A 21,993-nucleotide genomic window follows, 5' to 3' on the forward strand; every position below is an offset into this window, starting at 1 on the left:
AGTGCTCGGTCGGCCAGGTGCCGACACCCGAGCCCAAGGTGGGCCGGACGTTCCGTCCGGTCCCGGTCTGTGGAGGTGATCCAGCCGCAGATTCCCCTACGGCTACCTTGTTACGACTTAAGCCCCCTTGCAGAGCCCAGATTCGACCACCGTTCGGTGGCCTCATCCGGACCCCACTCGGGTGCTTTGACGGGCGGTGTGTGCAAGGAGCAGGGACGTATTCACCGCGCGCTTCTGACACGCGATTACTACCGAATCCAACTTCATGCGGGCGAGTTTCAGCCCGCAATCCGAACTACGATCGGGTTTAGGAGATTAGCGTCCCCTTTCGGGGTAGCGTCCCATTGTCCCGACCATTGTAGCCCGCGTGTTGCCCAGCTCATTCGGGGCATACTGACCTACCGTTGCCCGTTCCTTCCTCCGCTTTGGCAGCGGCAGTCCCCCTAGTGTACCCAGCCATCGCGAGATGCTGCTGGCAACTAGAGGTGCGGGTCTCGCTCGTTGCCTGACTTAACAGGACGCCTCACGGTACGAGCTGACGGCGGCCATGCACCTCCTCTCAGTAGCTCGAGTAAGGTCATCAACCTGACCGTCACGACTACTGTCGGAGCTGGTGAGATGTCCGGCGTTGAGTCCAATTAAACCGCAGGCTCCTCCGGTTGTAGTGCTCCCCCGCCAATTCCTTTAAGTTTCATCCTTGCGGACGTACTTCCCAGGCGGCTCGCTTCACGGCTTCCCTACGGCACAACGCAGGCTCGTAGCCTGCGTCACACCTAGCGAGCATCGTTTACGGCTAGGACTACCCGGGTATCTAATCCGGTTCGAGACCCTAGCTTTCGTCCCTCACCGTCGGATCCGTTCTTCTGAGGCGCTTTCGCCACCGATGGTCCGTCCAGGATTACAGGATTTCACTCCTACCCCAGACGTACCCCTCAGATCTCCCGGTCCCAAGCCAGACGGTTTCCGCCGGACGCCCACTCGTTGAGCGAGTGGATTTCCCGACGGACCTGACTGGCCGGCTACGGACGCTTTAGGCCCAATAAAATCGGTCATCACTCGAGCTGCCGGTATTACCGCGGCGGCTGGCACCGGTCTTGCCCAGCTCTTATTCGTGTACCACCTTACGGTACACAAAAGCGAGGACTGTATGCCCTCGCACTCGGAATCCCCCTATCGCACTGTCGTGCAGTGTAAAGGTTTCGCGCCTGCTGCGCCCCGTAGGGCCCGGACTCTTGTCTCAGAGTCCGTCTCCGGGCTCTAGCTCTCACTACCCGTACCGATTATCGGCATGGTGGGCCATTACCCCACCATCTACCTAATCGGCCGCAGCCACATCCTATGGCGCCGGAGCGTTTCACGCTCCCCGCGTTCCAGCGTGGGAGCACTATCCCGGATTAGCCTCAGTTTCCCGAGAGTATCCAGGTCCATAGGGTAGTTTGGCCACGTGTTACTGAGCCGTTCGCCACGAATCTAATTCGTGCGACTCGCATGGCTAAATCGGATTCCGATAGCAATGACCTCCGGCAGGATCAACCGGAATGTTCTCCCCCGAAGGGGAGGGTTGGGCGGGATGCATACGAATATGCATATACGCTATCGGGTGTCGGCGACAATCGGACCGACCGAGTGTCACCGAACTACCAAGGCTAACATCAGATTCCATCGTATACGGCGGACCGCAGGGGTGGAATCCTCATTTCCTTCGGATCCTATCGTAGGCCATTCGAGGGTATAAACCCTTCGAACTCCCTCCGACGGATCGCGACTGTGGGACGGATCTAACGTCCCACACTCACTGTGTGTCTGCATACATTCCGAGACACCCTTAGTACATAAGGGCGTCGGTCCCAGTCTGGTACCGAAATCGCATTCCGGCACCGCCTTGGGCGTATCAGATCCGAACACCCTTAGACATATAAGGGCTTCGGAGTCGGGTCGTCCCCGGCCGGGTCGATCCCGGCGGAGGACGTCCCGCGCTTCTTCGCATTCTATTCGAGTCGAGCCGACCACTTAAGGCCGTCGAACCATCGGCGCTCCGTCACGCGATTTCATGGGAGACCGTTCACACGGTACTGTTCTCTCACGGTATCGACCACTCACGGTACGGGGACGCACGAAGACGCGCCTCCGATCAGCCGTCCGTCGGAAGCCGGTACTCGACCATCGGCCCGTCGGTGGAGCGGCACAGAGAGCAGTAGTACGCGTAAGTAGTACGGATAGACGGTGTGGCGCGGTTGGAGATCGACGCGTCATCCCACGCGCGTGCGTGCGGTCCGGTCGGGTGAGTACCGCGCACGGTCGCCTACGCGTGCCCAAAGTAAGTACTGTCCGGCTCGTCTCGGCGTCCTCGACCTCCACAAAGAATCCGTCGACCGCGCTCAGATCTCTTCTAAGTGCTCGATTCCCTTCTTCGCGACGTTCGCCTTCGTGATGCGGTCGGGCATCCAGTCCGGCTTGTCGTCGGGAGCGCTCTCCTTCCAGGCCCAGCCCTCGTAGTGGTGGACTTTCTTCGTTCCCTTCTCCCGGAGCCTGAGTTCGACGCGGTCGGCCTCCCCCTCGCTTCCGGCGGGGTCGAGCCGTCGAGCCGCTTTCAGGGCCGCCTGGCGCGGCGTGCGTCCGGAGAAGACGCTCGATTCGTTACCGCTCGTGTCGCGAAGCGCGAAGTTCCGCTTCCCATCATCGCTACGTGCCATGGTTTCGAACCTCCATGCGAAAGCAAAACATGACCACATATAACTATATCCCCGAAATCGAGAGACTACGCCCGATATGTTTATATACAAACAACGCGGGGTAGTAACGGATCGGCGAGCGATCGACGGGTCCGGGAGGGCGAGCACGCCAAACTTAAGTATCGCGTACGGCGAAGGGTGGTGTAAGATACCGCGATGGTGCGAAAGAAGAAGCTCAGCCCCAGTGGTGCCAAAGACGAAAACGGCGAATACCACAACGTGCACCTGAACCTGCACGAGGACGAGCTGACGGTCGCCGGCATGGAGATCGGCGACGAGGTGTTCGTCCGCGTGCGTGACAACAAGATCATCATCCAGAAGGCGGACGCGGACGAGGAGATCGAACACGAGTTCTGAGCAGTGCGACTCTACGACGCCGCGAAGCCGCTGTTGTTTCGGCTTCCCGCGGAAACGGCACACGGGGCAGTCCACGCGGTGCTTCGCGCCGGTCAGGGGACGCCCGTCGCGGCGGCGGTCGGACGGCGACTGACCGTCGACGACGAGCGCCTCCGGACCGCCGCCTTCGGGCTCGACTTTCCCAACCCCGTTGGCGTCGCCGCCGGGTTCGACAAGAACGCGGAGGTCCCGCGCGCGCTCGCGAACCTCGGCTTCGGACACGTCGAGGTCGGCGGCGTCACGGCGAAGGGGCAACCGGGCAATCCGCGCCCCCGACTGTTTCGCCTCCCGGAGGACCGCGCGCTGATAAACCGCATGGGCTTCAACAACGACGGCGCGGACGTCGTCGGCCCGCGGCTCGCGCGCACCGACGCGCCGGTTCCCGTCGGCGTGAACGTCGGCAAGTCGAAGGTCACGCCCCTCCCCGAGGCGGCGGCGGACTACCGCTACACCTACGAGCGGTGCGCCGACGGCGGCGACTACTTCGTCGTGAACGTCTCCAGCCCGAACACGCCCGGCCTCCGGGAGCTACAGAACCGCGAGCACCTCGAACGCATCGTCGCCTCGCTCGTGGACGCGGGCGCGTCGCCGCTCCTCGTGAAGCTCTCGCCCGATCTCACCGACGACGCCGTCGAGGAGGCCCTCGCGGTGGTCGAGGACTTCGACCTCGACGGCGTCATCGCGACCAACACCACGACCGAGCGGCCCGCCTCCCTGCGCGGCGTCCACCGCGCCGAGACGGGCGGCCTCTCCGGGAAGCCCATCGAGGAGCGCGCGACCCGCGCGGTGCGCTTCGTCGCCGAGCGCACCGACGTCCCCGTCGTCGGCGTCGGCGGAGTCTCTGACGCCGCGGGCGCGTACGCGAAGATCCGCGCCGGCGCGTCGCTCGTCCAGCTCTACACCGGCCTCGTCTACGAGGGGCCGACGATCGCCCGCGACGTCAACCGCGGCCTGCTCGACCTGCTCGCGCGCGACGGCTTCGAGGGCGTCGAGGAGGCGGTCGGTGCGGATCTGGACTGACGGGACACGTTTCTTTCCTGGCGGACTGAAAGCCCACGAGGGCTTTCGAGGCGGTAGAGCTGTCGTCGATCGTTCGGATCGAGGGCACTCGAGGGCGTTCCGCGACGAGAACGCCACAGACACTCGCTCAATCCAGCGCCCGGAGGTCGAACTCGAACGCCGCGACGGGCACCTCCAGGTCGTGCTCGACGAGCACGCGGGGGTGGATCTCGCCGATGACGCCCGCGGACTCGCCGTCGAGCACCACCTCGGCGGTCCGCCCGGGGATGAACGTCGGGTGCTCGGTCGGCGGGGTCTCGAGCGTCTTCCCGAACGCTCGGGCGACCGCCTGCAGGCGCGCCTTCGCCGCCTCGTAGCCCGCGTCGGTGCGCGCGAGGACGGCCGCGACGGTTCGACGCTCCGCGACCTTCGTCTCCTCGCTCCGGTCGACCCGCGCGGCGAGGCCGATCTCCGAGAGGTCCTGTGGGTACGCCCGGTGAGTGTTGTTCTCGAGCACCATCAGGAGCGAGGGGAGCGCCCACGTACGGACGATCGTGTAGTCCTCGCTGTACGGCTCTGCGATGGTGGCGGGGTCGCCCGCGCCGTAGACCGACTCCGACTCCCCGGGGGCGATCCCCATCCGGTCGAAGCACGCCGCCTCGCTGACGAGGTGGAAGTTCAGCATGTCCTCGAAGCCGAGGCCGACCAGCGCGTCGCGGGCGGCGTCCTCGAGCCGGGTGCGGTCGGTGCGCCCGCCGATGGTTCCGACCTCGGGGTAGCGCGGTTCGAGGTCGTTGAACCCGTAGGCCCGGCCCACGTCGTCCACCACGTCGACCGGGTGGAGCACGTCGACGCGGTACGGCGGGACCGACACGTCGTAGACCACCTCGTCGCCCCGCTCCTCGACCTCGCCCGCCAGCCCGGAGCGCTCGAGCAGGTCGAGCACCTCGTCGGAGTCGAGGTCGATCCCGAGCAGGCGCTCGATCCGCCGGTGGGAGACCGTCTTGTGCTCGATCTCGAAGTCCGGTCGCACGAGCGACTCCTCCGGGTACTCGACGCGCACCTCCTCGACGCGCCCGCCGCGGGCGGCGAGCGCGTAGCAGACGATGGCGCACATCCGGTCGATCGTCCACTGGTCGGTGCCCGTCATCTCGACGAACACGTCGCGCGTGCCCTCGGTCACCTCCGTCCGGCGGCCGTTGATCACCGGCGGGAAGGAGAACAGACCGATGTCGTCGTAGATGACCGGGTACGAGCCGTAGTCCGCGAGCAGCGGGCCGTAGGTCCGCCCCGTCGGGTGCTCGGAGAGCACCTCCCCCGGGGTCAGTTCCGCGTCGGAGTCGAGCGGGACGAACCGGTCGCCGTCCGGATCGATCCCCCGGTAGGAGATCGTCTTGGGTCGGTCCTCGCCGGCGGGTCGACCTTTGAGCATCGTCAGGTCGTGGACGCCGATCGCGCCCTTCGCGCGCTGTCTGCCCATCGTCCGGTGGAGCTTCTCCTGAAGCTGGATGAGCGACTCGAGGCCCTCCTCGGTCATGTCGAGCCCGCGGACGATCGCGCCGGTCACGTAGGGGCGCTCCTCGGGCACCGACTCGTCGACCTCGATGACCCACTCGGCGTCGTTGGTCTTCGGGACGTACACGCCGCGGTCGTCGCCGTACTGGTAGCGCAGCGACCGCGCGATGCCCTCGATCGAGAGCCGATCGAGGCGGTCGGGGGCGAACTCCAGTTGCATGTGGCCGTCCTCGGTGTCGCCCTCGTACTCGAGGCCGAGGGCGAACAGGTCGGCCTCCAGTTCGTCGTCGCTCTTCTCCTCGTGGCCGGTCAGCCGCCGGAGTTCGTCGGGGTCGACCTCGACGGTGGGCATCAGTGCACCACCTCCACGGACCGCAGGAGGTCGAGATCGCAGAGCGTCCCGTGCACGTCCCGGATGTCCTCGAAGCCGTAGGTGAGCATGAGCAGGCGCTCGAGGGCGAGCCCCCACGCCATCACGTCACAGTCGACGCCGAGCGGGGAGAGCACCTCCGGGCGGAAGATGCCCGAGTTGCCGATCTCGATGATCTCGCCCGTCTCGGGGTGCCGGCCGAACAGCTCGAAGCTCGGCTCCGTGTAGGGGTTGTAGTGAGGTTTGAACCGGATGTCCGTGATCCCGAAGCGGCTGTAGAACTCCGTGAACGTCCCCATCAGGTCGCGCACCGAGAGGTCCTCGGCCATCACCCAGCCCTCGATCTGGAAGAACTCGAGCAGGTGGGTCGCGTCGAGCGTGTCGTTGCGGTAGACCTTCTCGACGCTGAAGTAGCGCTGGGGGGGTTCGAGGTCGCCGACCGCCTCGCCCGAGAGGTAGCGCATCGACAGCGAGGTGGTGTGCCCGCGCAGCGCGAGCGCCCGGGCGAACGCCTCGTCCCACGGCGAGTGGTAGCCCTCGCCGTCGTCGCCCACCCCCTCCAGGTGCGCCCGGCGGACGCGCTCGACGAGGTCATCGGGGAGGTCGTCGATGTGCCGCGGGTCGGAGAGCGCGAAGCGGTCCCAGTGGGTGCGCGCCGGGTGGTCCTGGGGCATGAACAGCGCGTCGTTGATCCAGAAGTCGGCGTCCACGTGCGGCCCCTCCATCTCTTCGAACCCCATCCCGACGAGCACGTCCTTCACGCGGTTCGCGGTCTGGCGGAGGATGTGCTCGCGGCCGCCGTAGATCGTCTCCGCGTCGGCCTCGACGTTGTACGCCGCGAACTCCGCGTCGCGCCACTCGCCGCTCGTGAGCAGGTCGGAGGTCACCGCGCCGACCGTGTCGGCCACCTCGATCCCCTCCATGAGCGCCGTGACGCCGTCGTCGGTGAGCGTCACCGAGCGGACGGTGGCCTCCTCGCGCCGGAGAAGCCCCCGGCGCTCCAGTTCCTCGACGGCGTCCTCGGGTGCCTCCTCGCCCGCCGCGACGGCGTCGAGCGCCGCCGCCTCCTCGTCCGCGTCGGGATCGGCGTCCGGGTCGACCGCGACGGATCCGCCCTCGATGCGGCCGTAGCCCTTCCGCGCGAAGTTCGAGAGGGCGATGTTCACCGCCGGGCCGTCGAGGCCCGCCCGCCCGAGCAGTTCGCCCATCGGGACGGGGGCCTCGTCGGCCCCGGCGTCGATCGCCGCCCGGTAGAGGCGTACCTCGGGGAGGCCGCCCTCCCGGTACCGCTCGCCCTCGTCGGTGAGCGAGACGGACTCAGCCGCCTCCTCCTCGATCGCGACGAGGCCCGAGTCGGCCAGTTCGAAGGCCGCCCGGGTCACCGTCGTCTGTGACTCGTCGAGGGCCCCCGCGAGGTCCTCGATCGTTCTCGGTTCCGTCGCGCTCGCGGCCTCCAGGACCGCGGCCTGTGCCTGTGGTACTCGCATGGTGTGTCTGTCGTGTCTGGTTTCGTGCTGGCGTCCGTATGCGTGCTGATCGCTGTTCGTAGACGACGCGCCGCGACGTCGGTTTGCTCGGTCGGACCCGTCCGGACCGATCCCCCGACGCCTACGCGCCAAAAAAGCCGAACCCCGCGCTGGACGGCCGGCGTGCGACACTCCGCGGCAGGGGTTCGGATGCCATACCTGCCCCTGTACCCCCGGAGCGTAAAAGGGTTCTGAGTCGGGGACTGCCCCGGGTGACGCGGCGGCGCTGAGCACCGCCGCGTTCCGGCGGCACCCACCGACTCACCGCCGCGGCGACTCCAGTTCGAGGTCGAGCGAGTCGAGCAGTTCCTCGGCCTCCCGTCGCTTCTCCTGGTGGTCGGCGAGGAACTCGCGCATGAGCCGCGCGGCCTGCTCCTTACAGTCGCCGCAGAGGCGCTCGCCGCCCACGCACTCGTCGTAGACGCGCGTCGCGAACTCGTCGTCGTCGGCCGCCAGCAGGTAGGCGTACAGTTCGTAGACGGGACACTCGTCGGCCTTCCCCCCCAGTTCGCGCTGGAGTTCGGCCGTCTCGCGCCCGCCGGTCGTCGCGGACGTCACCTTGTCGTAGCCGTCCTCGGGGTCGTCGAGGAGGCTGATGTGGCTCGCCGGCACGCTCGAACTCATCTTCCCGCCGGTCAGCCCCGTCATGAAGCGGTGGTAGATCGAGGAGGGCGCGTAGAAGCCGTAGCCGCCGTGCTCGACCTCGACCTCGCGGGCGAGGCGGGACGCCTCCTCCCGGGAGAGGTCGAAGGCGTCGACGTGGCCCTCGTAGACGCGCTTCTCGCCCTCGACGCTCCCGATGAGCGCCTCGAACGCCTCCTCCGTGGCGTTGCGGTCGAGGAAGCGCACGCGGGGTCGAAGCGGCTCCATCCCCGCGTTCTCCAGGCTCTCGACGAGGGCGGGGGCGTCGAAGGTCGCGGCGACGTAGGCGGCGGCCTCCTCGCAGCGGACGGGGTCCTCGCCGTCCGCCTCGCAAAGCGCCTCGTACGCCTCCGCGAGCAGCGCGCGCTCCGCGTCGTCGGTCTCGAAGCTGGCGTACGCCTCGGTCACCTTGAAGAAGCGCATTCGGGCGGCGAGGTCGCGCGCGAGGCGGACGTGCGGGTCCTGGTCGGGACCGACCGGGATGACCGTGGGCTTCGGTTCCGCCAGTTGCGGGTAGAGGATGTCGGCCATCTGCGTGACGACCGACTGCATGTGCGAGACGTCGGTCTCGCCGTCGAAGCCGTAGATGGCCTGTAGCTCGGAGAAGTTCGCCTTCACGCCGAGTTCGAACGCGAGGTCCTGCACCGCGCGGTTCGTCGACTGGCGGTAGAGTTCCCCCTCCTCGGGATCGAACCCGAGCGCGAGCAGCGAGAGGAGGTAGTCGCGGGCGTGCTCGTCGATCTCCTCCCAGGAGAGGCCGCGGGCGGCGTGCGCCTCGAGGTCCGCGATGAGGCCGTAGGCGTCCGCGCCCTCCCGCTGGTGCCAGACGATCTCGTCGAACACCAGCTTGTGCCCGATGTGGGGGTCGCCGGTCGGCATGAACCCCGAGAGGACCGCCGCCGGTTCGCCCGCGCGCATCGCGTCGAGCACGTCCCGGTACTCGCGGTGGCCGAAGATGACCCCCCGGCGCATCAGGTAGTGCGGGTTCGGCACCTCGGGGAGCACCTCCTCGAACTCCTCGATGCCGAACTCCTCGAACAGTTTTCGGTAGTCCTCGACGGTGGACGACCCCCACGGATCGAGGGTCGTCTCGTCGACGCCGCCGTCGGTTCGCGTCGCCGGCCCGCCGTCCGCTCCGCCGGCGCGCTCCCCGTCCGTGACGGACGGGCGGCCGGCCGCCTCCTCGCGCGTCTCGTTGTCCTCGCTCATGACGGTCGTCGCCCCGAAGTCGCCGCGGCGCGCGCAAAAAGCGTTCGTTTGCGGCGGTCGGCCCGTGACGACGTACCGGCACCCGAATCGGGGAGGCGGTCAGCGCAATAACTGACGGCGTGTCTGTAATTCATCGTTCGGAGCTAGTTTTATCTACCGAGGGTCACTGGATCCTCCAGGGATGGCGAACGACGACACCACCGACCGGAGCACGTTCTGGGCGGTCGCCGCGGGCGACGGCGAGCGCGACGCGGGCGGCGACGAGTTCGACGAGGCGGCCCTCCTCGATCGGTTCTTCCGGCGGGTCGGGGAGCCGACGTCGGTCGCGTCGGTCGACTGCGGTCACGCGCCCGTCTGCTTCGCGTTGGCGGACCGGTATCCGACGATCCAGTTCCGGGGGTACGACGCCGCCGACGCGGTCGTTCGCGCGAACCGCGAGCGCGCCGCCGAGACCGGACTGGCCAACCTCTCGTTCGCCGTCGACGCCCTCCCCGACCTCTCGGTCCGCCGGACGTTCGACCTCGTCTACTGCTACGGGACGCTCCACGCCGTCCGCGACGTCGAGCGCGCGCTCCGGGCGCTGTACGAGCGCGTCGGCGACGGGGGGAGACTGGTGTTCAACTACCCGAATCGGCTCACCCTCGGCCACCTGCGGCGCGACGTTCGGAAACGCGAGTCGGACGGACCGTCGTCCCCCGAGGACCTCCGCGAGCGGCTGGCACCCGTGCTCGACGGCGAGAGCGTCCTGTCGTACGGACGGATCGAGGAGGTGCTCGGCGTGCGCCCGCGGAGCTACTGGACGGCCATCGACGCCCCGGTCGAACCGTGGACGGCGCGCGACAACCCCTGCGTCTACGTCGAGAAGTGAGTCGTCGGGACGACGTCAGGGCGTGAGCCGCGACACCGACAGCCAGTCGATCCCCCCGTCGGCGTCGGTCAGCGCGAACGCGATCCGCTTTCGCACCCCGTGGGCGAGGCGCACGTCGAGCGCGAGGGCGCGCGGCGTGAAGGCGTGGTCCGGCGCGAGCACGCGCACGAGGTGCTCGGAGTGGCCGAGGTCCTCGACCGACTCGACGGCGGCGTAGGTGCGGAAGTCGGCCCCGAACTTGAAGCCCGTCTTCGGCACGACGCCGGCCTCCCGCAGGGCGCGGTAGACGGCCAGTCGGCGGTCGAACCGCTCGCCCTCGACGGCCCGACCGCGCTCGACGATGCCCTCGTACCCCGCGTCGACGCGGATCGCTCCCCGTTCGGCGAGGTAGGCCGCCTCCACGAGCGAGCACTGGAGCGCGCCGTCCGCGGTCCGCCCGTCGAGTGGCTGGCCGTAGAACGTCCGCGCGTAGAGGGCGCGCGGCGGGTCCCACAGCATCACGCGGTCGGCGAGGAGCGCGGCGGGCACGCCGTCGGGCACCTCGGTCGCGCTCTCGCCGACCAGTTCGGGCCGCTCGACCGCGAGGTAGGTGAGTTCGCTCTCCTCGTCGACGACGGCCAGGGTGTCCGCGTCGACGAGGGCCGCCGCCGGGATCGTCTCGCGCTCGCCCAGGACGCGCACCCGGTACTCGACCGCGCCGTCCCACGGTCCCTTGCCGCGGGGGAAGACGACGAGGTCCGCCTCCCCCGTCGCATCCGTCTCGTTCTCCTCCCCCGCCCCCGCCGCGTCGACCCACCCCTCGCGCGCGGGCGAGAGGTAGAACCCGCGGTCGCGGAGGTCCTTGTAGACGAGGAAGGGGAGCGTGCAGTCGGTCGCCGCGAGGAACGCGCGAAAGCCCATCCCGTCCACCGACTCGAGGTCGTCGCGGAAGAGCAAGTGGGCGGCCTCGACCGGCGCGAGGTCGAGGGCGTTCCCGTCCGGGCGGCCGTACCCCCGCGAGTCGTAGAACCGTTCGCGACCCGGTGGATCGACCCGGACCGCGTCGCCGTCGAGCGTGGCGTGCATACGCCCACTGGCGCGGCGACGGGCAAGTGCCCACCGGTCGCGTACGTGCGAGGGGAGTGACGTAAGGGTGACAGACATCGGGGAACCCCGTGTCGCACCGGACGCGAGTGAGCGGAGCGAACGAGCGTCCGGCTTTTTTTAGTCCTCCCGGACCGCCAGGCGGTTCCGGGAGCCTGTGAGACGCGTCGCGTCTCACAATGGAGGTTTTTTGGCGGGGTTCGAGGCGCGACGAAGCCGCGCCGAGGACCCCGTTAAAAAAAGTCGCAGGTGACGCTGTCGTCCTCGCGCAGGTGGATGACGCCGTCGAAGAGGTCGCGGTAGCCGTCCAGTACGGCCTCGTCGTGGACCTCCTCGGCGACGTGGAAGAGGCCGATGGCGTCGTGTTCGCGGAGGAGGTCGAGCATCTCCTCGACGGCGGCGCGGGCGCGCTCCTCGTCGGCGTAGTAGGCCATCTCGGTGACCGAGTCCACGGAGACGCGGCGCTTGCCCTCGGTCTCCTCCAAGAACTCGCGGAGGTCCTCGACCATCCCGTCGAGGTCGTCGGGCGAGGAGACGTACCGGACGTGGTCGCCGGCGCGCCGGGAGTAGCCCCGTTCGATCGAGAGCGTGTCGAGGATGACCGCCTTCGACTCGTCGACCTCGTAGTACTCCAGTTTCTGCTGGACCTCGCGGGCGGTGGTGCGCGTCGAGAGGATGAAGAGGTGGTCGGTGTCGGTCTTGAAGAACTCGGTGTCGAGGCGGTCGGTCTCGCCGGTACTCGGATGCAGGAGCATGATACTGGTTCCCCCCGGGACGGTCTCGGGTGCGCCCTCGATAGTGAGCGTGTAGTCCATACCCGGTCAGGGACCGCGACCGTCTTATAGGTCCACGTTCCATCGGAGAGTTCCCGGAACGGAAGGACGTGGCGAGAGGGAGACGGAGAGCGGGTCGACCGCCCGAGTTCAGGCGGTCGCCGCCTGCAGGATGCCGCCCGTCTGGACGACGAAGTAGACGACGAACAGCCCCGCGAGCAGCCACTGCGTGACCGAGATCTCCCGCCACTCGCCGACGGCGACCTTCACGACGGGGTAGGAGATGATGCCGGCGGCGATGCCGTAGCCGATGTTGAACGTGAACGGCATGATCAGGATGGTCATGCCGGCGGGGACGGTGTGGGTGATGTCGTCCCAGTCGACGCCGGTGATGTTCTGGAGCATCACGACCGCGATGACGACGAGCGCGATGTGACTGGCGTACTGCGGGATCGCCGCCGCGACCGGGACGAACGCGAGCGACAGGAGAAACAGCAGCGCGACGACGAGCGCCGTCATGCCCGTCCGGCCGCCCTCCTCGACGCCGGCGGCCGACTCGATGTAGGTCGTGACCGTCGAGGTGCCGAGGATCCCCCCGACGGTGGTCCCGACGGCGTCCGCCATCAGCGGCTTCTCGATCTCGGGGAGGTCGCCGTCGTCGTCGAGGAAGCCCGCCGCCTGCCCGACGCCCGTCAGGGTGCCGGCGGTGTCGAAGAAGTCGACGAAGAAGAAGGTGAAGACGATGAGCGCGAAGCCGAAGGGTTCGATGCCGGTCAGCCCCCGAACGAACGCTCCCGCCAGCGGGGTGATGTCGTACTGCACGCCGAACAGGGAGTTCGCCAACCGGTCCCAGAGGATCTGTCCGTTGCCGACGAACCCGGGCGCGACGACCCCCGGCGCGACGAGGCCCGCGAAGGTGACGGCGGACCCGAGCAGCGTCGTTCCGAGGATGCCGACGAGGATGGAGCCGCGGACGCCGCGGGCGTAGAGACCGAGGGTGAAGAACAGGCCGACGATCGAGAGGATGGCGACGGGATCGCTTGCGACGTTGCCGAGCGTGATGTAGGTCCCCTCGGGGTCGGGGACGACGACGCCCATCGCCTGGAGGCCGATGAGCGCGAGGAACGCGCCGATGCCCGATCCGACGGCGAACTTCACGGGTTCGGGGAACGCCTGGATGATGAACTTGCGCGCGCCGACGACGGTGAGCGCGATGAAGACGATCCCCTCCACGACGACGGCGGCGAGCGCCGTCTGCCAGGGGACGCCGAGGGTGAGCACGACCGTGAACGCGAAGAAGGCGTTCAGCCCCAGTCCCGGAGCCTGCGCGAACGGGCGGTTCGCGTACAGCGCCATGATGAGCGTCGCCACGGCCGCCGAGACGAGCGTGACGACGGTGATCATGGAGACGACCGCCCCCTGGCTGTAACCGGGAATGGAGATCGCCTGCGCCAGGATCGCCGGGTTCACGACGACGATGTAGGACATGGTCAGGAACGTCGTGACGCCGGCGACGATCTCGGTCTCCAGGTCGGTGTCGTACTCCTCGAAGTCGAAGAACTCGCGCAACGAGCGGCGAGCGCGACCCGTATACCCGCCGGCGGTATCGGTATCAGTGATGCCCATGATGCACGTTCGAGCATAACCGTATTCAGTCAATTAACTATTCCCATGTCCGACGAACTAGAATGGGCAAGAGCGTGTATATCGGGTGCGGCCAGTGCCTGCGACGTCGGCACCGGCCGTCGTCGGTACCGGGCGTCGCTCGAGTGGACCGACTCACTCCATCTTCGTCAGCGCCCCCACGGGCGCGTCGGTCAGGTCGCGGGCGCTCTCGATCCCCTCGTCGCCGACGGCGATGAGCGCGAAGACGCCCACCACCTCGGTCTCGGCCTGCCGGGCGATGTCGAGCAGGAGTTCCTGGGTCTCGCCCGAGCGGATGAGGTCGTCGACGACGAGGACGCGCTGGCCCGCGCTGAGCGCGCGCGCGGGGAGGTAGTAGGTGAACTCGATGCCGCTGTCGAGGCGCTGGCGCGCCTCGACGAACTCCTCGACGGCGGTCTCCTTGGACTTCTTCGCGTAGGCGAGGCGGGCGTCGAAGTGGCTCGCCATCGCCGCGCCGAGGGTGATGCCGTCGGTGGCGGCGGTCAGGACGACGTCGGGGCGCTCTACGTCGAGTACCTCGGCGGCGACCGGCGCGACGAGGTCGAGAAACGGCTGGTCGAAGACGACCCCGGAGTTGTCGACGTACCCCTCGGGATCGTAGCGGATGCGCGCCTCCAGTTCGCGCGAGAGCGTCTCCCGGCCGACGGAGGCGACCACCTCCCGGGCGCGCGCCTCCCCGGGGAGGACGTGCCCGTTGACGTAGCGGTTCAGGTCGCCCGCCGGGAGCCCCGTCTCGTCGGCCAGTTCGTCGTAGGTGCGCGTCTCCTTCAACATCCGGAGGACGGCGACGGCCTGCAACTGCAGGGTCGTCTTCTCGACTCGGTTCATACCCCGGAGTCGACGATGCACGGATATGATTACTTCGACACGAAGCGGCGGGGCGGTATCCACGGGAGTGGTGTCCGCGGGGCGGGGAGGTCGCCGGGGGAGGACGGCGTCCGCTGTCGGTGATCGGCGAACGATGAGCGACGAGCGACGATCAGCGAGCAGCGAGCAGCGATCAGCGATCGGCCAGCAGGTCCGAGGCGGTCAGGAGCGCCTCCAGTTCGACGCCGTGCTCGGCGAGGTGCTCGCGCGCGCCCTCCTCGCGGTCCACGACGACGAGCACGCGCTCTACGGTCGCGCCCGCCTCGCGCAGCGCCTCGACCGCGTCGAGGGCGCTCCCCCCGGTCGTGGCGACGTCCTCCAGGACGACGACCTCCTCGCCCTCGCTCAGGCGGCCCTCGATGCGGTTTCCGGTGCCGTACTCCTTCGCCCTCTTGCGCACGATGACGTAGGGACTGTCCGCGCGGACGCTCGTCGCCGCCACCAGCGGGACGGCCCCGAGCGCGACGCCCGCCAGCTTGGCGTCCCCGACGCGCTCGGCGAAGGCGTCGGCGACGAGCGAGAGACACCGGGGGTCAGTCTCGAAGAGGTACTTGTCCACGTAGTACTCGCTCGTGCCGCCGTGGGAGAGTTCGAACTCCCCGAACCTGACGGCGTCCGCCTCGCACAGCGCCGCGATGAGGTCCTCGTCGGTCATGCTCGGAAGTGCGCGGACGGGCGTGTTAAACGCCGCGAAGCGGGGCGAGCGGGGAAAGTACTTGTGAGCCATCAGCGAACGTGAACCGTGTTCGACGCGACGACGGTCGGAAAACTCCTCCAGGCCAGTCCCCCGAGTATCTCGGACCGAGCGGTCTGGCTCGTCGCCTCGCTGGCGCTCTTCGCGCTCGTCTTCGCCGTCGGCTACGTCGTCCTCCGGTTCGCCTTCGTCGGGGTTGCGGCGTGGAGCGTCGGCGACGTGCGGACGGTGAGGAGGGGAGCAAAGGTCCTCGCCTTCGTGGACGCGCTGACCGTCGCGCTGGGCGTCGCGGGGATCGGTAGCGTTCCGGGACTCGGCGTCCCTCTACTGACCGTCGCGGGACTCGGGACCGTCCTCGGGGTCCTCGCCTGCGGCGTCTACCGCTTCGAGCGCGCGCTGGCGGCGAGGAGAGCGGTGTGAGGCGTCGGTCGCAAGGTGTCGTCCGAATCGTACCGCGTACAAAGCTTATGCCGAGGGTCCGCGGAGCAGACCTAATGAACCGTCGTCAGGTTCTCGCGGGCATCGGCGCGGTCTGCGTGAGCGCGCTTCCGGGGTGCGCGACCGTCGTCGGCGAGACTCGTCTCGGTCGGCCGACGGTCGAAGCCGAGCGGGACGGAGCGACCCACGTCACGTTCAGTGACGGAGGGGAATTGACCACGAGTTCGCTGTATTCTGACGGCGTCGACGACCGCGGGAGGTTCGACCTCCGGAGCGACACGTGGCACCGCGACGGGACGCGCCTCGACAGCGCCCGGTTCGCCTTCCGGGACGCGCGGACCGCGTACGGAGGGCGCGACGCGGGATCGATCCCCTCCCTGAAGTTGTACCTCGGGACGCCGGGCGGTTACCCGTTTCCGAAGGTATACTTCGATCGCGGCGACGACCACGAGTGGTCGATCCTCGAGATCCCGGACCTGGGAGTGCAAGGCGGAAGCACGCTCTCGCTCGAATTCATCGGGCAGGTGTTTCACGACTACCGTCCGGTCCTCCTCGACTTCGACCTCCGACTCGAACTCTCTGAGACCGGACTGCTCGGCGGAGGCTACGTCGCGGAGACCGTCCAGCGGATCGAGGTCCCAGTGGAAGAGTCGACGAGCGACTGACCGCCGCAGCACGAGCGTACTCACCGCGAGCGACCGAAGGGAGCGAGCGGGCCAAGGAACCCGTGAGAGCCGAAGGCTCGAACGGGTGACGTAGGCTTTTGATCGAGCTTTTGCCAGGGAGCCGGGAGCGACCGCGAAGCGTGTCGCTCCCGCGCGACCGCAGCAAAAGGTCGTTTAGTTGAAATCCCTGATAGTGAGTTTGAGCGTGTCGAGATCCACGATCGGCGCGTAGGCGTGGTCGGGGTCGATGTTGACGCTCCGCTGGAAGTCGGTCTGGGCCTGCCAGCAGCCGGAGTTGATGGCGAGCACGTTGTGGTACTTCCCGTAGCCGAGCTTGTGGACGTGGCCCGTGTGGAAGATGTCGGGTACGTCGTCGACGACGAGGTAGTCGCGCTCCTCGGGCGCGAGGCGGGTGTGCCCGCCGTACTGGGGCGCGACGTGGCGCTTCTTCAGGAGCTGGTACATCGCGAGGTGTGGCTCGTCGTAGGAGGCCTTGTGCTCCGGTAGCTCCGCGATCACCTCGTCGAGCGAGACGCCGTGGTACATGAGCACGTTCACGCCCTCGACGGTGACGGTCGAGGGGTTGCCCGTGATGCGGGCGTCGTGGGCGCTCATGATCTCCCGGAGTTCCTCGTCGAAGGCGGGTTGCGGTTCGGCGAGGCGGACGGCGTCGTGGTTGCCCGGGATCATCACGATCTCCACGTCCCCGGGGACCTCCTTCAGGTACTCCGAGAACGCCTCGTACTGCTCGTAGATGTCGACGATCGATAGCTCCTCGTCCTGGTTCGGGTAGACGCCGACGCCCTCGACCATGTCGCCCGCGAGCAGGAGGTACTCGACGGCCTCCGCCTCCTCGGTGTGGAGCCAGGCGGCGAACCGCGACCACTCCTCGGCGAGGAACTCCTGGCTGCCGACGTGCACGTCTGAGACGAGCGCCGCCTGCACGTGACGGTCGGCTGTGTTCGGGCGGTGGGTGCGCGGGACGTCCGGGAAGTGAAGCGAGTCGACGAAGAGGACGCCGCCGTCCCCCGAGAGCGTCCCCTCGACGGCGATCACCTCGTCGAGCAGGAGTTCCTCCACGAGGTCGGCGATCGGCTTGTCCTTGAGGACGAGACACGGGAAGACGCCGTTGGTGTCCTCCAGTTCGACGAGCCAGTGGCCGCTGGCGGTCGATCTGACGTCGTTGATCATCCCGATGAGGGCCGTCTCCTCGCCGCCGGGCATGTTGGAGACGGCCGTCGTCGGGCGGTGGTTCACGCGACCCGTGAGCTTCCGGGAGAGTCGCTCGTAGCGGTCGCGAAACACCTTCACGAAGTCGCCGTACTCGCCGGTCCCCGTGCTCCGCCCCGTGACGTCTCCGGCGATGACCGCCGACTGCGGGGTACGGGGACGCCTAGCAGACCCCCTCGTTTCGACTGGAGAGACATCCACACCGTCGCTATCCAGCGGTGATTCTCCACCCGAAACGGAGGGGGTTGCGGGAGCGACGGAGTCGGACGGGGAGGATGGACCAGAGGAGTCGGATGGAGGAGACGGATCAGAGGGGACGGTGGAGTCCGAGGAGACGGTGGAATCAGATGGGGAAGGTGCGGAGCGAGAGGGTGCAGAACGGGAGGGTGGGGAAGGGTCCGATGCCGGTTCGCGCGAGTCGAGCGCGGTGCGAACGTGGTCGGCCGAGAGTTTCAGCGCGTCCTCGGGGACGGCCTCGAGCGCGCGTTCCAGCGCGGCCGCCGGGTCCGACGCGCGAGAGAGGAGCGTCACCGCCTCGCGTTCGGCGTTGTACCCCCGACTCGCGAGTTCCCCCACGATGCGTCGCGGCGTCTCCAGTGGCACACCTACCGATCGACGACGATCGGGAAAAGCGTAGCGTCTCGTCCGGGGAACGTAGTGGATCCGGAGGCGTCGGGGAGCGGGGCCTGACGCCTCGCCGCCCGAGAGCGGAGGGAGGGGAACGAGGAGTTCGACGTCTCCTCGCCGTCGAATTCGACGACGAGGAGACGTCAGCCGTGAGAAGCCCGGAGGAACGCGTTCGATCGGGGTGCGAAGAAGTGGGAGCCAGGCAGAAAGTTGAAACCGGCCGACGCGGTACAGGGAACAATGACAGATTCCGGTGAGAAGGGCGACCGACCGGTCGGACTCGGATGGGTTCGCTGGCTTCTCACCACCGACCACGACGCCGTCGCGTACGCGCGCGAGGTCGCTGGAAGCGTCGCTGCCGTCCTGCTCGTCGGCTTCCTCCTGTTCGCCGTCAGTGGCGTGTGGCCCCCGCTGGTGGCCATCGAGAGCGAGAGCATGGAACCGCACATACAGAAGGGCGACCTCGTGTTCGTGATGGAGGAAGAGCGCTTCGCGGGCGACGGGGCGATCACGGTGAACGGCGACTCGACCGGCGTGGTCACCTACCAGGTCGGTCGGGAGACCGGCTACACCAAGTTCGCCGAACCGGGCGACGTCATCGTGTATCGACCCGACGGGAGCGAGCGAGCGACGCCGATCATCCACCGGGCGCGCTTCTGGGTGAACGAGGGCGAGAACTGGTACGACGAGGCCAACCCCGAGTACCTCGGCACCGCCGACAACTGCGAGGAACTCCCCGCCTGTCCCGCCCCCAACGCGGGCTTCATCACCAAGGGGGACAACCCCCGGACCAACCCGCAGTACGATCAGGTCGCGGGCATCGCGAGCAGGCCCGTCCACCCGAGCTGGGTCATCGGCACCGCCGAGTTCCGCGTCCCCCTCCTGGGCAACATCCGCCTGCTGTTCACCCAGCTGTTCTTCGGCGGCGGAACGGTCTCGGCGCTCGTCGTCTCCCTCGGCGGACTCGGCGTGATCGGCGTCGGCTTCCTCACGCGCGATCGGTCCGAGGGTGAGGAGGGGCGCGAAGGTGACCAGAGCGACCAGAGCGACGAGGGCGACCAGAGTGAGCGAGAATCGAGACACGAGGGCGAACCGGAGGGCCGAGACGGAGCGGACCTCGATCCCGGCGAGTCGGACCTCGATCCGGGAGGAACGGACTCGACCGAAGCTACGGGCTCGATCGAAGCTACGGACGCGACCGAAGGGACGGACGCGTCCGAGGGGACGGACGCGAAATCGGACCACCGCGACGACGAACGTCGCTGAGGGATCGTCATGGTTACGTGATCGTCACGAACTCGCAGGCGAAACGAAGGGGTACGGAACGGACGAGACGATCGTCGTTCAATCGTTGTTCAACGTCGTTCAGTTATCGTCGAAGCGCGCCTGGACGAACGGCTGGGCCTCCTCGACGTCCCCCAGTCGGGAGTCGCTGAGGAGGACGGCCTCCGTCTCTTCGAGCGGGACCGAGAGGCTCATCTCCTTGGTGCGCCCGTAGCGCCCCTTGCTCACCACCACGGCGTTGACGATGCCGAGCATGTCGAGTTCGCTGATGAGGTCGGTGACGCGCCGCTGGGTGAGCACGTCCATGTCGATCTCCGCGCAGAGGCGCTTGTAGATGTTGAACACCTCGCCGGTGTTGATGTTGTGGACGCCGTTTCGTTCGAGCAGGATGACGGCGTAGAGGACGAGTTTCGACTGTGTGGGCAGGGTGCGGACCACCTCGACCACGCGGTCGAGTTCGATCTTCTCCTGGGCGCGCCGGACGTGCGCCTCGTTGATGCGCTCCGTGCGGTCGCGCTCGGCGAGTTCGCCAGCCGTGCGCAGGAGGTCGAGCGCGCGCCGCGCGTCGCCGTGTTCCTGCGCGGCGAACGCCGCACAGAGCGGGATGACGTCCTCCGAGAGCGCGTCGTCCTTGAACGCGACGTCGGCGCGCGCCTGGAGGATGTCGCGGAGCTGATTGGCGTCGTAGGGCGGGAAGACGATCTCCTCCTCCCCGAGGCTCGACTTGACGCGCGGGTCGAGGAAGTCGGTGAACTTCAGGTCGTTGGAGATGCCCATGATAGAAACTCGCGAGTTCTGGAGTTCGGAGTTCATCCGCGAGAGGTTGTAAAGCGTGTCGTCCCCGCTCTTCTCGACGAGCTTGTCGATCTCGTCGAGCATGATGACGACGACGCGCTCCTGGTAGTCGACCGCCTCGAAGAACGTCGAGTAGACCCGGTCGGTCGGCCAGCCGGTCATCGGGACCGGCTCGAACTCCTCGCGGTCGGCTTCGAGTTTCTCTACGCGCGCGCGGAGAGTGTCGAGATCAGGGAAGTCCGTTCCCTCGAGGGTCGCCTCGCCGTCCTCCACGCGATCGCGGAGATCGACGAGCCGTTCGAGGTGCGCGTCGATCCGCTCTCTGTTCTCGTCGATGAACTTGTTCGCGAGCTGCGCGAGCACGCGATACTGCGTGTCCGTCACCTCGCAGTTGATGTACTGCACCTCGCAGGGCACCTCGTACTTCTGGGAGGTGGTCTCCAGCTCCTCGCTGACGAACTTCGCGCTCGCGGTCTTGCCCGTCCCCGTCTTCCCGTAGATGAGGATGTTCGAGGGCGTCTCACCCCGTAACGCGGTGACGAGGATCGTCGCCATGTTGTTGATCTGCTCTTCCCGGTGCGGGAGGCGTCGAGGCGTGTAAGAGGGCCTGAGCACCTCCTTGTTCTCGAAGATCGGCTCGCCGCTCAACAGGTCGTCGAACAGTCCCGGCGAGGCCTCGTCCGCGTCGTCCGCGAGCCCGCGGTCGGAGAAGGCCCCACCCGTACCGGAGAACGAGAACGAGTCACCCGTGGCCACCCCCCCGCTCGCGGGAGACGTCGAGCCACTCGAACCGTCGGCATCGTCGTTCGAACCGTCGACGTCCTCGTCCGGCGTCGGCCTGTCGTCGGTCGCCCGCCCGTCGTCGGTCGTCGGCCTGTCGTCGGTCGACGTCTCTCTCGCGGTCGCGTCCGTCGAAGTCGCGTCCGTCGAAGTCGCGTCCGGTAGAGTAGCTTCGGGTGGAGTCGCCCCTGTCGACGGCGTGTCCGCTGACGGCGCGTCCGCTGACGGCGTGCCTGCCGACGGAGTCGTCGAGTTCGCCTCCGTCGAGTCTGCTCCCTCGTCGCCGTCGCCGGCGGTTCCGTCCGGTGAACCGTCGGTCTCGGCCGACGCGGATACGTCGTCAGTGGCGGATCGCCCGTCGTCGGAGGCACTCGATCGTGATCCGTCCGGGTCTTCGTCGGTCATGTGTCGTGCTCCCTCTTCTCGAACGACCCCCTCGTTTCAGGTGGAGTCACACCTGCGCATTGCCTCAATCGGTCGAATATGAGCCCGTCACGACCGTTCACGCAAATGGCGGGTAGGGAATGCGTCCAGTTGATGCAGGAGAACACGTGGAGGAGATTGTAATTAAGCATTGTGATCCCGTCCGATCGAGTGAGAGAGTTCGACGGAGGCGCTTCGCGCACGGTCGAATGACCACCTTGGTCGGTAGATCTTCCTCTGTCGGTAGATCTCCCCGATCGGTATTTCAGGACTCCCCGGTCGGGATGAGTGATGAGGACGAACGAGTGACGAGGCTAAACGAGCGGCGAGGCTAAACGAGCGGCGAGACTAAACGAGTGGCGAGGTTAAACGGGCGACGAGGCAACACGAGAGGCGAATCCATCCGGACGGG

Annotated in this window: 17 protein-coding genes and 1 rRNA gene; 6 read left to right on the top strand and 12 right to left on the bottom strand. The window is 67.6% G+C overall.

What is annotated here, in order from left to right:
• Positions 1-70: 70 nt before the first annotated feature.
• Positions 71-1,540 (bottom strand): 16S ribosomal RNA (locus NKI68_RS09615).
• A gap of 838 nt (positions 1,541-2,378) precedes the next feature.
• The gene (locus NKI68_RS09620; RefSeq protein ID WP_254542837.1) at positions 2,379-2,693 is read right to left on the bottom strand and encodes a non-histone chromosomal MC1 family protein; all 315 of its coding nucleotides are present in this window, start codon (positions 2,691-2,693) and stop codon (positions 2,379-2,381) included.
• A gap of 195 nt (positions 2,694-2,888) precedes the next feature.
• Between NKI68_RS09620 and NKI68_RS09625 the strand changes: the two genes are divergently transcribed.
• The gene (locus NKI68_RS09625; protein ID WP_254542838.1) at positions 2,889-3,089 is read left to right on the top strand and encodes a hypothetical protein; all 201 of its coding nucleotides are present in this window, start codon (positions 2,889-2,891) and stop codon (positions 3,087-3,089) included.
• Between the two features lie 3 nt (positions 3,090-3,092).
• Positions 3,093-4,148, top strand: coding sequence for a quinone-dependent dihydroorotate dehydrogenase (locus NKI68_RS09630; protein WP_254542839.1), 1,056 nt, complete (start codon positions 3,093-3,095; stop codon positions 4,146-4,148).
• Positions 4,149-4,275: 127 nt separating this feature from the next.
• Here the strand turns inward: NKI68_RS09630 and pheT are convergent, their stop codons facing one another.
• From pheT to NKI68_RS09645, 3 genes are all read right to left on the bottom strand, one after another.
• Complete coding sequence (gene pheT / locus NKI68_RS09635) at positions 4,276-5,994, bottom strand: phenylalanine--tRNA ligase subunit beta (RefSeq protein ID WP_254542840.1); 1,719 nt, start codon at positions 5,992-5,994, stop codon at positions 4,276-4,278.
• Complete coding sequence (gene pheS, locus NKI68_RS09640; RefSeq protein WP_254542841.1) at positions 5,994-7,499, bottom strand: phenylalanine--tRNA ligase subunit alpha; 1,506 nt, start codon at positions 7,497-7,499, stop codon at positions 5,994-5,996. The genes pheT and pheS overlap by 1 nt, the downstream gene beginning before the upstream one ends.
• Before the next feature lie 300 nt (positions 7,500-7,799).
• Entirely contained in the window at positions 7,800-9,389 is a 1,590-nt protein-coding gene (locus NKI68_RS09645; RefSeq protein ID WP_254542842.1) for a tryptophan--tRNA ligase, read from the bottom strand.
• 181 nt (positions 9,390-9,570) lie between these two features.
• On the opposite strand from NKI68_RS09645, the gene NKI68_RS09650 reads away from it, so the two are divergent.
• Entirely contained in the window at positions 9,571-10,257 is a 687-nt protein-coding gene (locus NKI68_RS09650) for a class I SAM-dependent methyltransferase (RefSeq protein WP_254542843.1), read from the top strand.
• 15 nt (positions 10,258-10,272) lie between these two features.
• Here the strand turns inward: NKI68_RS09650 and endA are convergent, their stop codons facing one another.
• From endA to pyrE, 5 genes are all read right to left on the bottom strand, one after another.
• A complete protein-coding gene (gene endA / locus NKI68_RS09655; protein WP_254542844.1) occupies positions 10,273-11,322 on the bottom strand; it encodes a tRNA-intron lyase in 1,050 nt (349 codons plus the stop codon).
• Between the two features lie 251 nt (positions 11,323-11,573).
• Positions 11,574-12,155 (bottom strand): DUF7090 family protein, encoded by a 582-nt coding sequence (locus NKI68_RS09660; RefSeq protein WP_254542845.1) that lies wholly within the window; start codon positions 12,153-12,155, stop codon positions 11,574-11,576.
• A gap of 108 nt (positions 12,156-12,263) precedes the next feature.
• Complete coding sequence (locus tag NKI68_RS09665; protein ID WP_254542846.1) at positions 12,264-13,739, bottom strand: NCS2 family permease; 1,476 nt, start codon at positions 13,737-13,739, stop codon at positions 12,264-12,266.
• Positions 13,740-13,892: 153 nt separating this feature from the next.
• Positions 13,893-14,606 (bottom strand): phosphoribosyltransferase family protein, encoded by a 714-nt coding sequence (locus tag NKI68_RS09670; protein WP_254542847.1) that lies wholly within the window; start codon positions 14,604-14,606, stop codon positions 13,893-13,895.
• A 172-nt stretch (positions 14,607-14,778) separates the two neighbouring features.
• Complete coding sequence (gene pyrE, locus NKI68_RS09675) at positions 14,779-15,300, bottom strand: orotate phosphoribosyltransferase (protein ID WP_254542848.1); 522 nt, start codon at positions 15,298-15,300, stop codon at positions 14,779-14,781.
• A gap of 87 nt (positions 15,301-15,387) precedes the next feature.
• On the opposite strand from pyrE, the gene NKI68_RS09680 reads away from it, so the two are divergent.
• On the top strand, positions 15,388-15,759 hold the full coding sequence (locus tag NKI68_RS09680) for a hypothetical protein (protein WP_254542849.1): 372 nt from the start codon (positions 15,388-15,390) through the stop codon (positions 15,757-15,759).
• A 74-nt stretch (positions 15,760-15,833) separates the two neighbouring features.
• Positions 15,834-16,442, top strand: coding sequence for a DUF8121 family protein (locus NKI68_RS09685; protein WP_254542850.1), 609 nt, complete (start codon positions 15,834-15,836; stop codon positions 16,440-16,442).
• Positions 16,443-16,616: 174 nt separating this feature from the next.
• Here NKI68_RS09685 and NKI68_RS09690 read toward each other — a convergent pair whose 3' ends face one another.
• Positions 16,617-18,275 carry a DNA-directed DNA polymerase II small subunit gene (locus tag NKI68_RS09690; RefSeq protein ID WP_254542851.1) on the bottom strand — a complete coding sequence of 553 codons (1,659 nt, stop codon included), beginning with the start codon at positions 18,273-18,275 and terminating at the stop codon, positions 16,617-16,619.
• 264 nt (positions 18,276-18,539) lie between these two features.
• On the opposite strand from NKI68_RS09690, the gene NKI68_RS09695 reads away from it, so the two are divergent.
• Complete coding sequence (locus NKI68_RS09695; protein WP_254542852.1) at positions 18,540-19,565, top strand: S26 family signal peptidase; 1,026 nt, start codon at positions 18,540-18,542, stop codon at positions 19,563-19,565.
• A gap of 99 nt (positions 19,566-19,664) precedes the next feature.
• Here NKI68_RS09695 and NKI68_RS09700 read toward each other — a convergent pair whose 3' ends face one another.
• Entirely contained in the window at positions 19,665-21,563 is a 1,899-nt protein-coding gene (locus tag NKI68_RS09700; protein ID WP_303657477.1) for an AAA family ATPase, read from the bottom strand.
• Between the last annotated feature and the right edge of the window lie 430 nt (positions 21,564-21,993).

The sequence above is a fragment of the Halomarina pelagica genome (genome assembly GCF_024228315.1).
GTDB lineage: Archaea > Halobacteriota > Halobacteria > Halobacteriales > Haloarculaceae > Halomarina > Halomarina pelagica.

Excerpts from the sequence above, each read along its gene's own strand:
- NKI68_RS09620 (WP_254542837.1), bottom strand. The coding sequence starts at position 2,693 with ATGGCACGTAGCGATGATGGGAAGCGGAACTTCGCGCTTCGCGACACG.
- NKI68_RS09625 (WP_254542838.1), top strand. The coding sequence starts at position 2,889 with ATGGTGCGAAAGAAGAAGCTCAGCCCCAGTGGTGCCAAAGACGAAAAC.
- pheT (WP_254542840.1), bottom strand. The coding sequence starts at position 5,994 with ATGCCCACCGTCGAGGTCGACCCCGACGAACTCCGGCGGCTGACCGGC.
- pheS (WP_254542841.1), bottom strand. The coding sequence starts at position 7,499 with ATGCGAGTACCACAGGCACAGGCCGCGGTCCTGGAGGCCGCGAGCGCG.
- NKI68_RS09645 (WP_254542842.1), bottom strand. The coding sequence starts at position 9,389 with ATGAGCGAGGACAACGAGACGCGCGAGGAGGCGGCCGGCCGCCCGTCC.
- NKI68_RS09650 (WP_254542843.1), top strand. The coding sequence starts at position 9,571 with ATGGCGAACGACGACACCACCGACCGGAGCACGTTCTGGGCGGTCGCC.
- endA (WP_254542844.1), bottom strand. The coding sequence starts at position 11,322 with ATGCACGCCACGCTCGACGGCGACGCGGTCCGGGTCGATCCACCGGGT.
- NKI68_RS09660 (WP_254542845.1), bottom strand. The coding sequence starts at position 12,155 with ATGGACTACACGCTCACTATCGAGGGCGCACCCGAGACCGTCCCGGGG.
- NKI68_RS09665 (WP_254542846.1), bottom strand. The coding sequence starts at position 13,739 with ATGGGCATCACTGATACCGATACCGCCGGCGGGTATACGGGTCGCGCT.
- NKI68_RS09670 (WP_254542847.1), bottom strand. The coding sequence starts at position 14,606 with ATGAACCGAGTCGAGAAGACGACCCTGCAGTTGCAGGCCGTCGCCGTC.
- pyrE (WP_254542848.1), bottom strand. The coding sequence starts at position 15,300 with ATGACCGACGAGGACCTCATCGCGGCGCTGTGCGAGGCGGACGCCGTC.
- NKI68_RS09685 (WP_254542850.1), top strand. The coding sequence starts at position 15,834 with ATGAACCGTCGTCAGGTTCTCGCGGGCATCGGCGCGGTCTGCGTGAGC.
- NKI68_RS09695 (WP_254542852.1), top strand. The coding sequence starts at position 18,540 with ATGACAGATTCCGGTGAGAAGGGCGACCGACCGGTCGGACTCGGATGG.
- NKI68_RS09700 (WP_303657477.1), bottom strand. The coding sequence starts at position 21,563 with ATGACCGACGAAGACCCGGACGGATCACGATCGAGTGCCTCCGACGAC.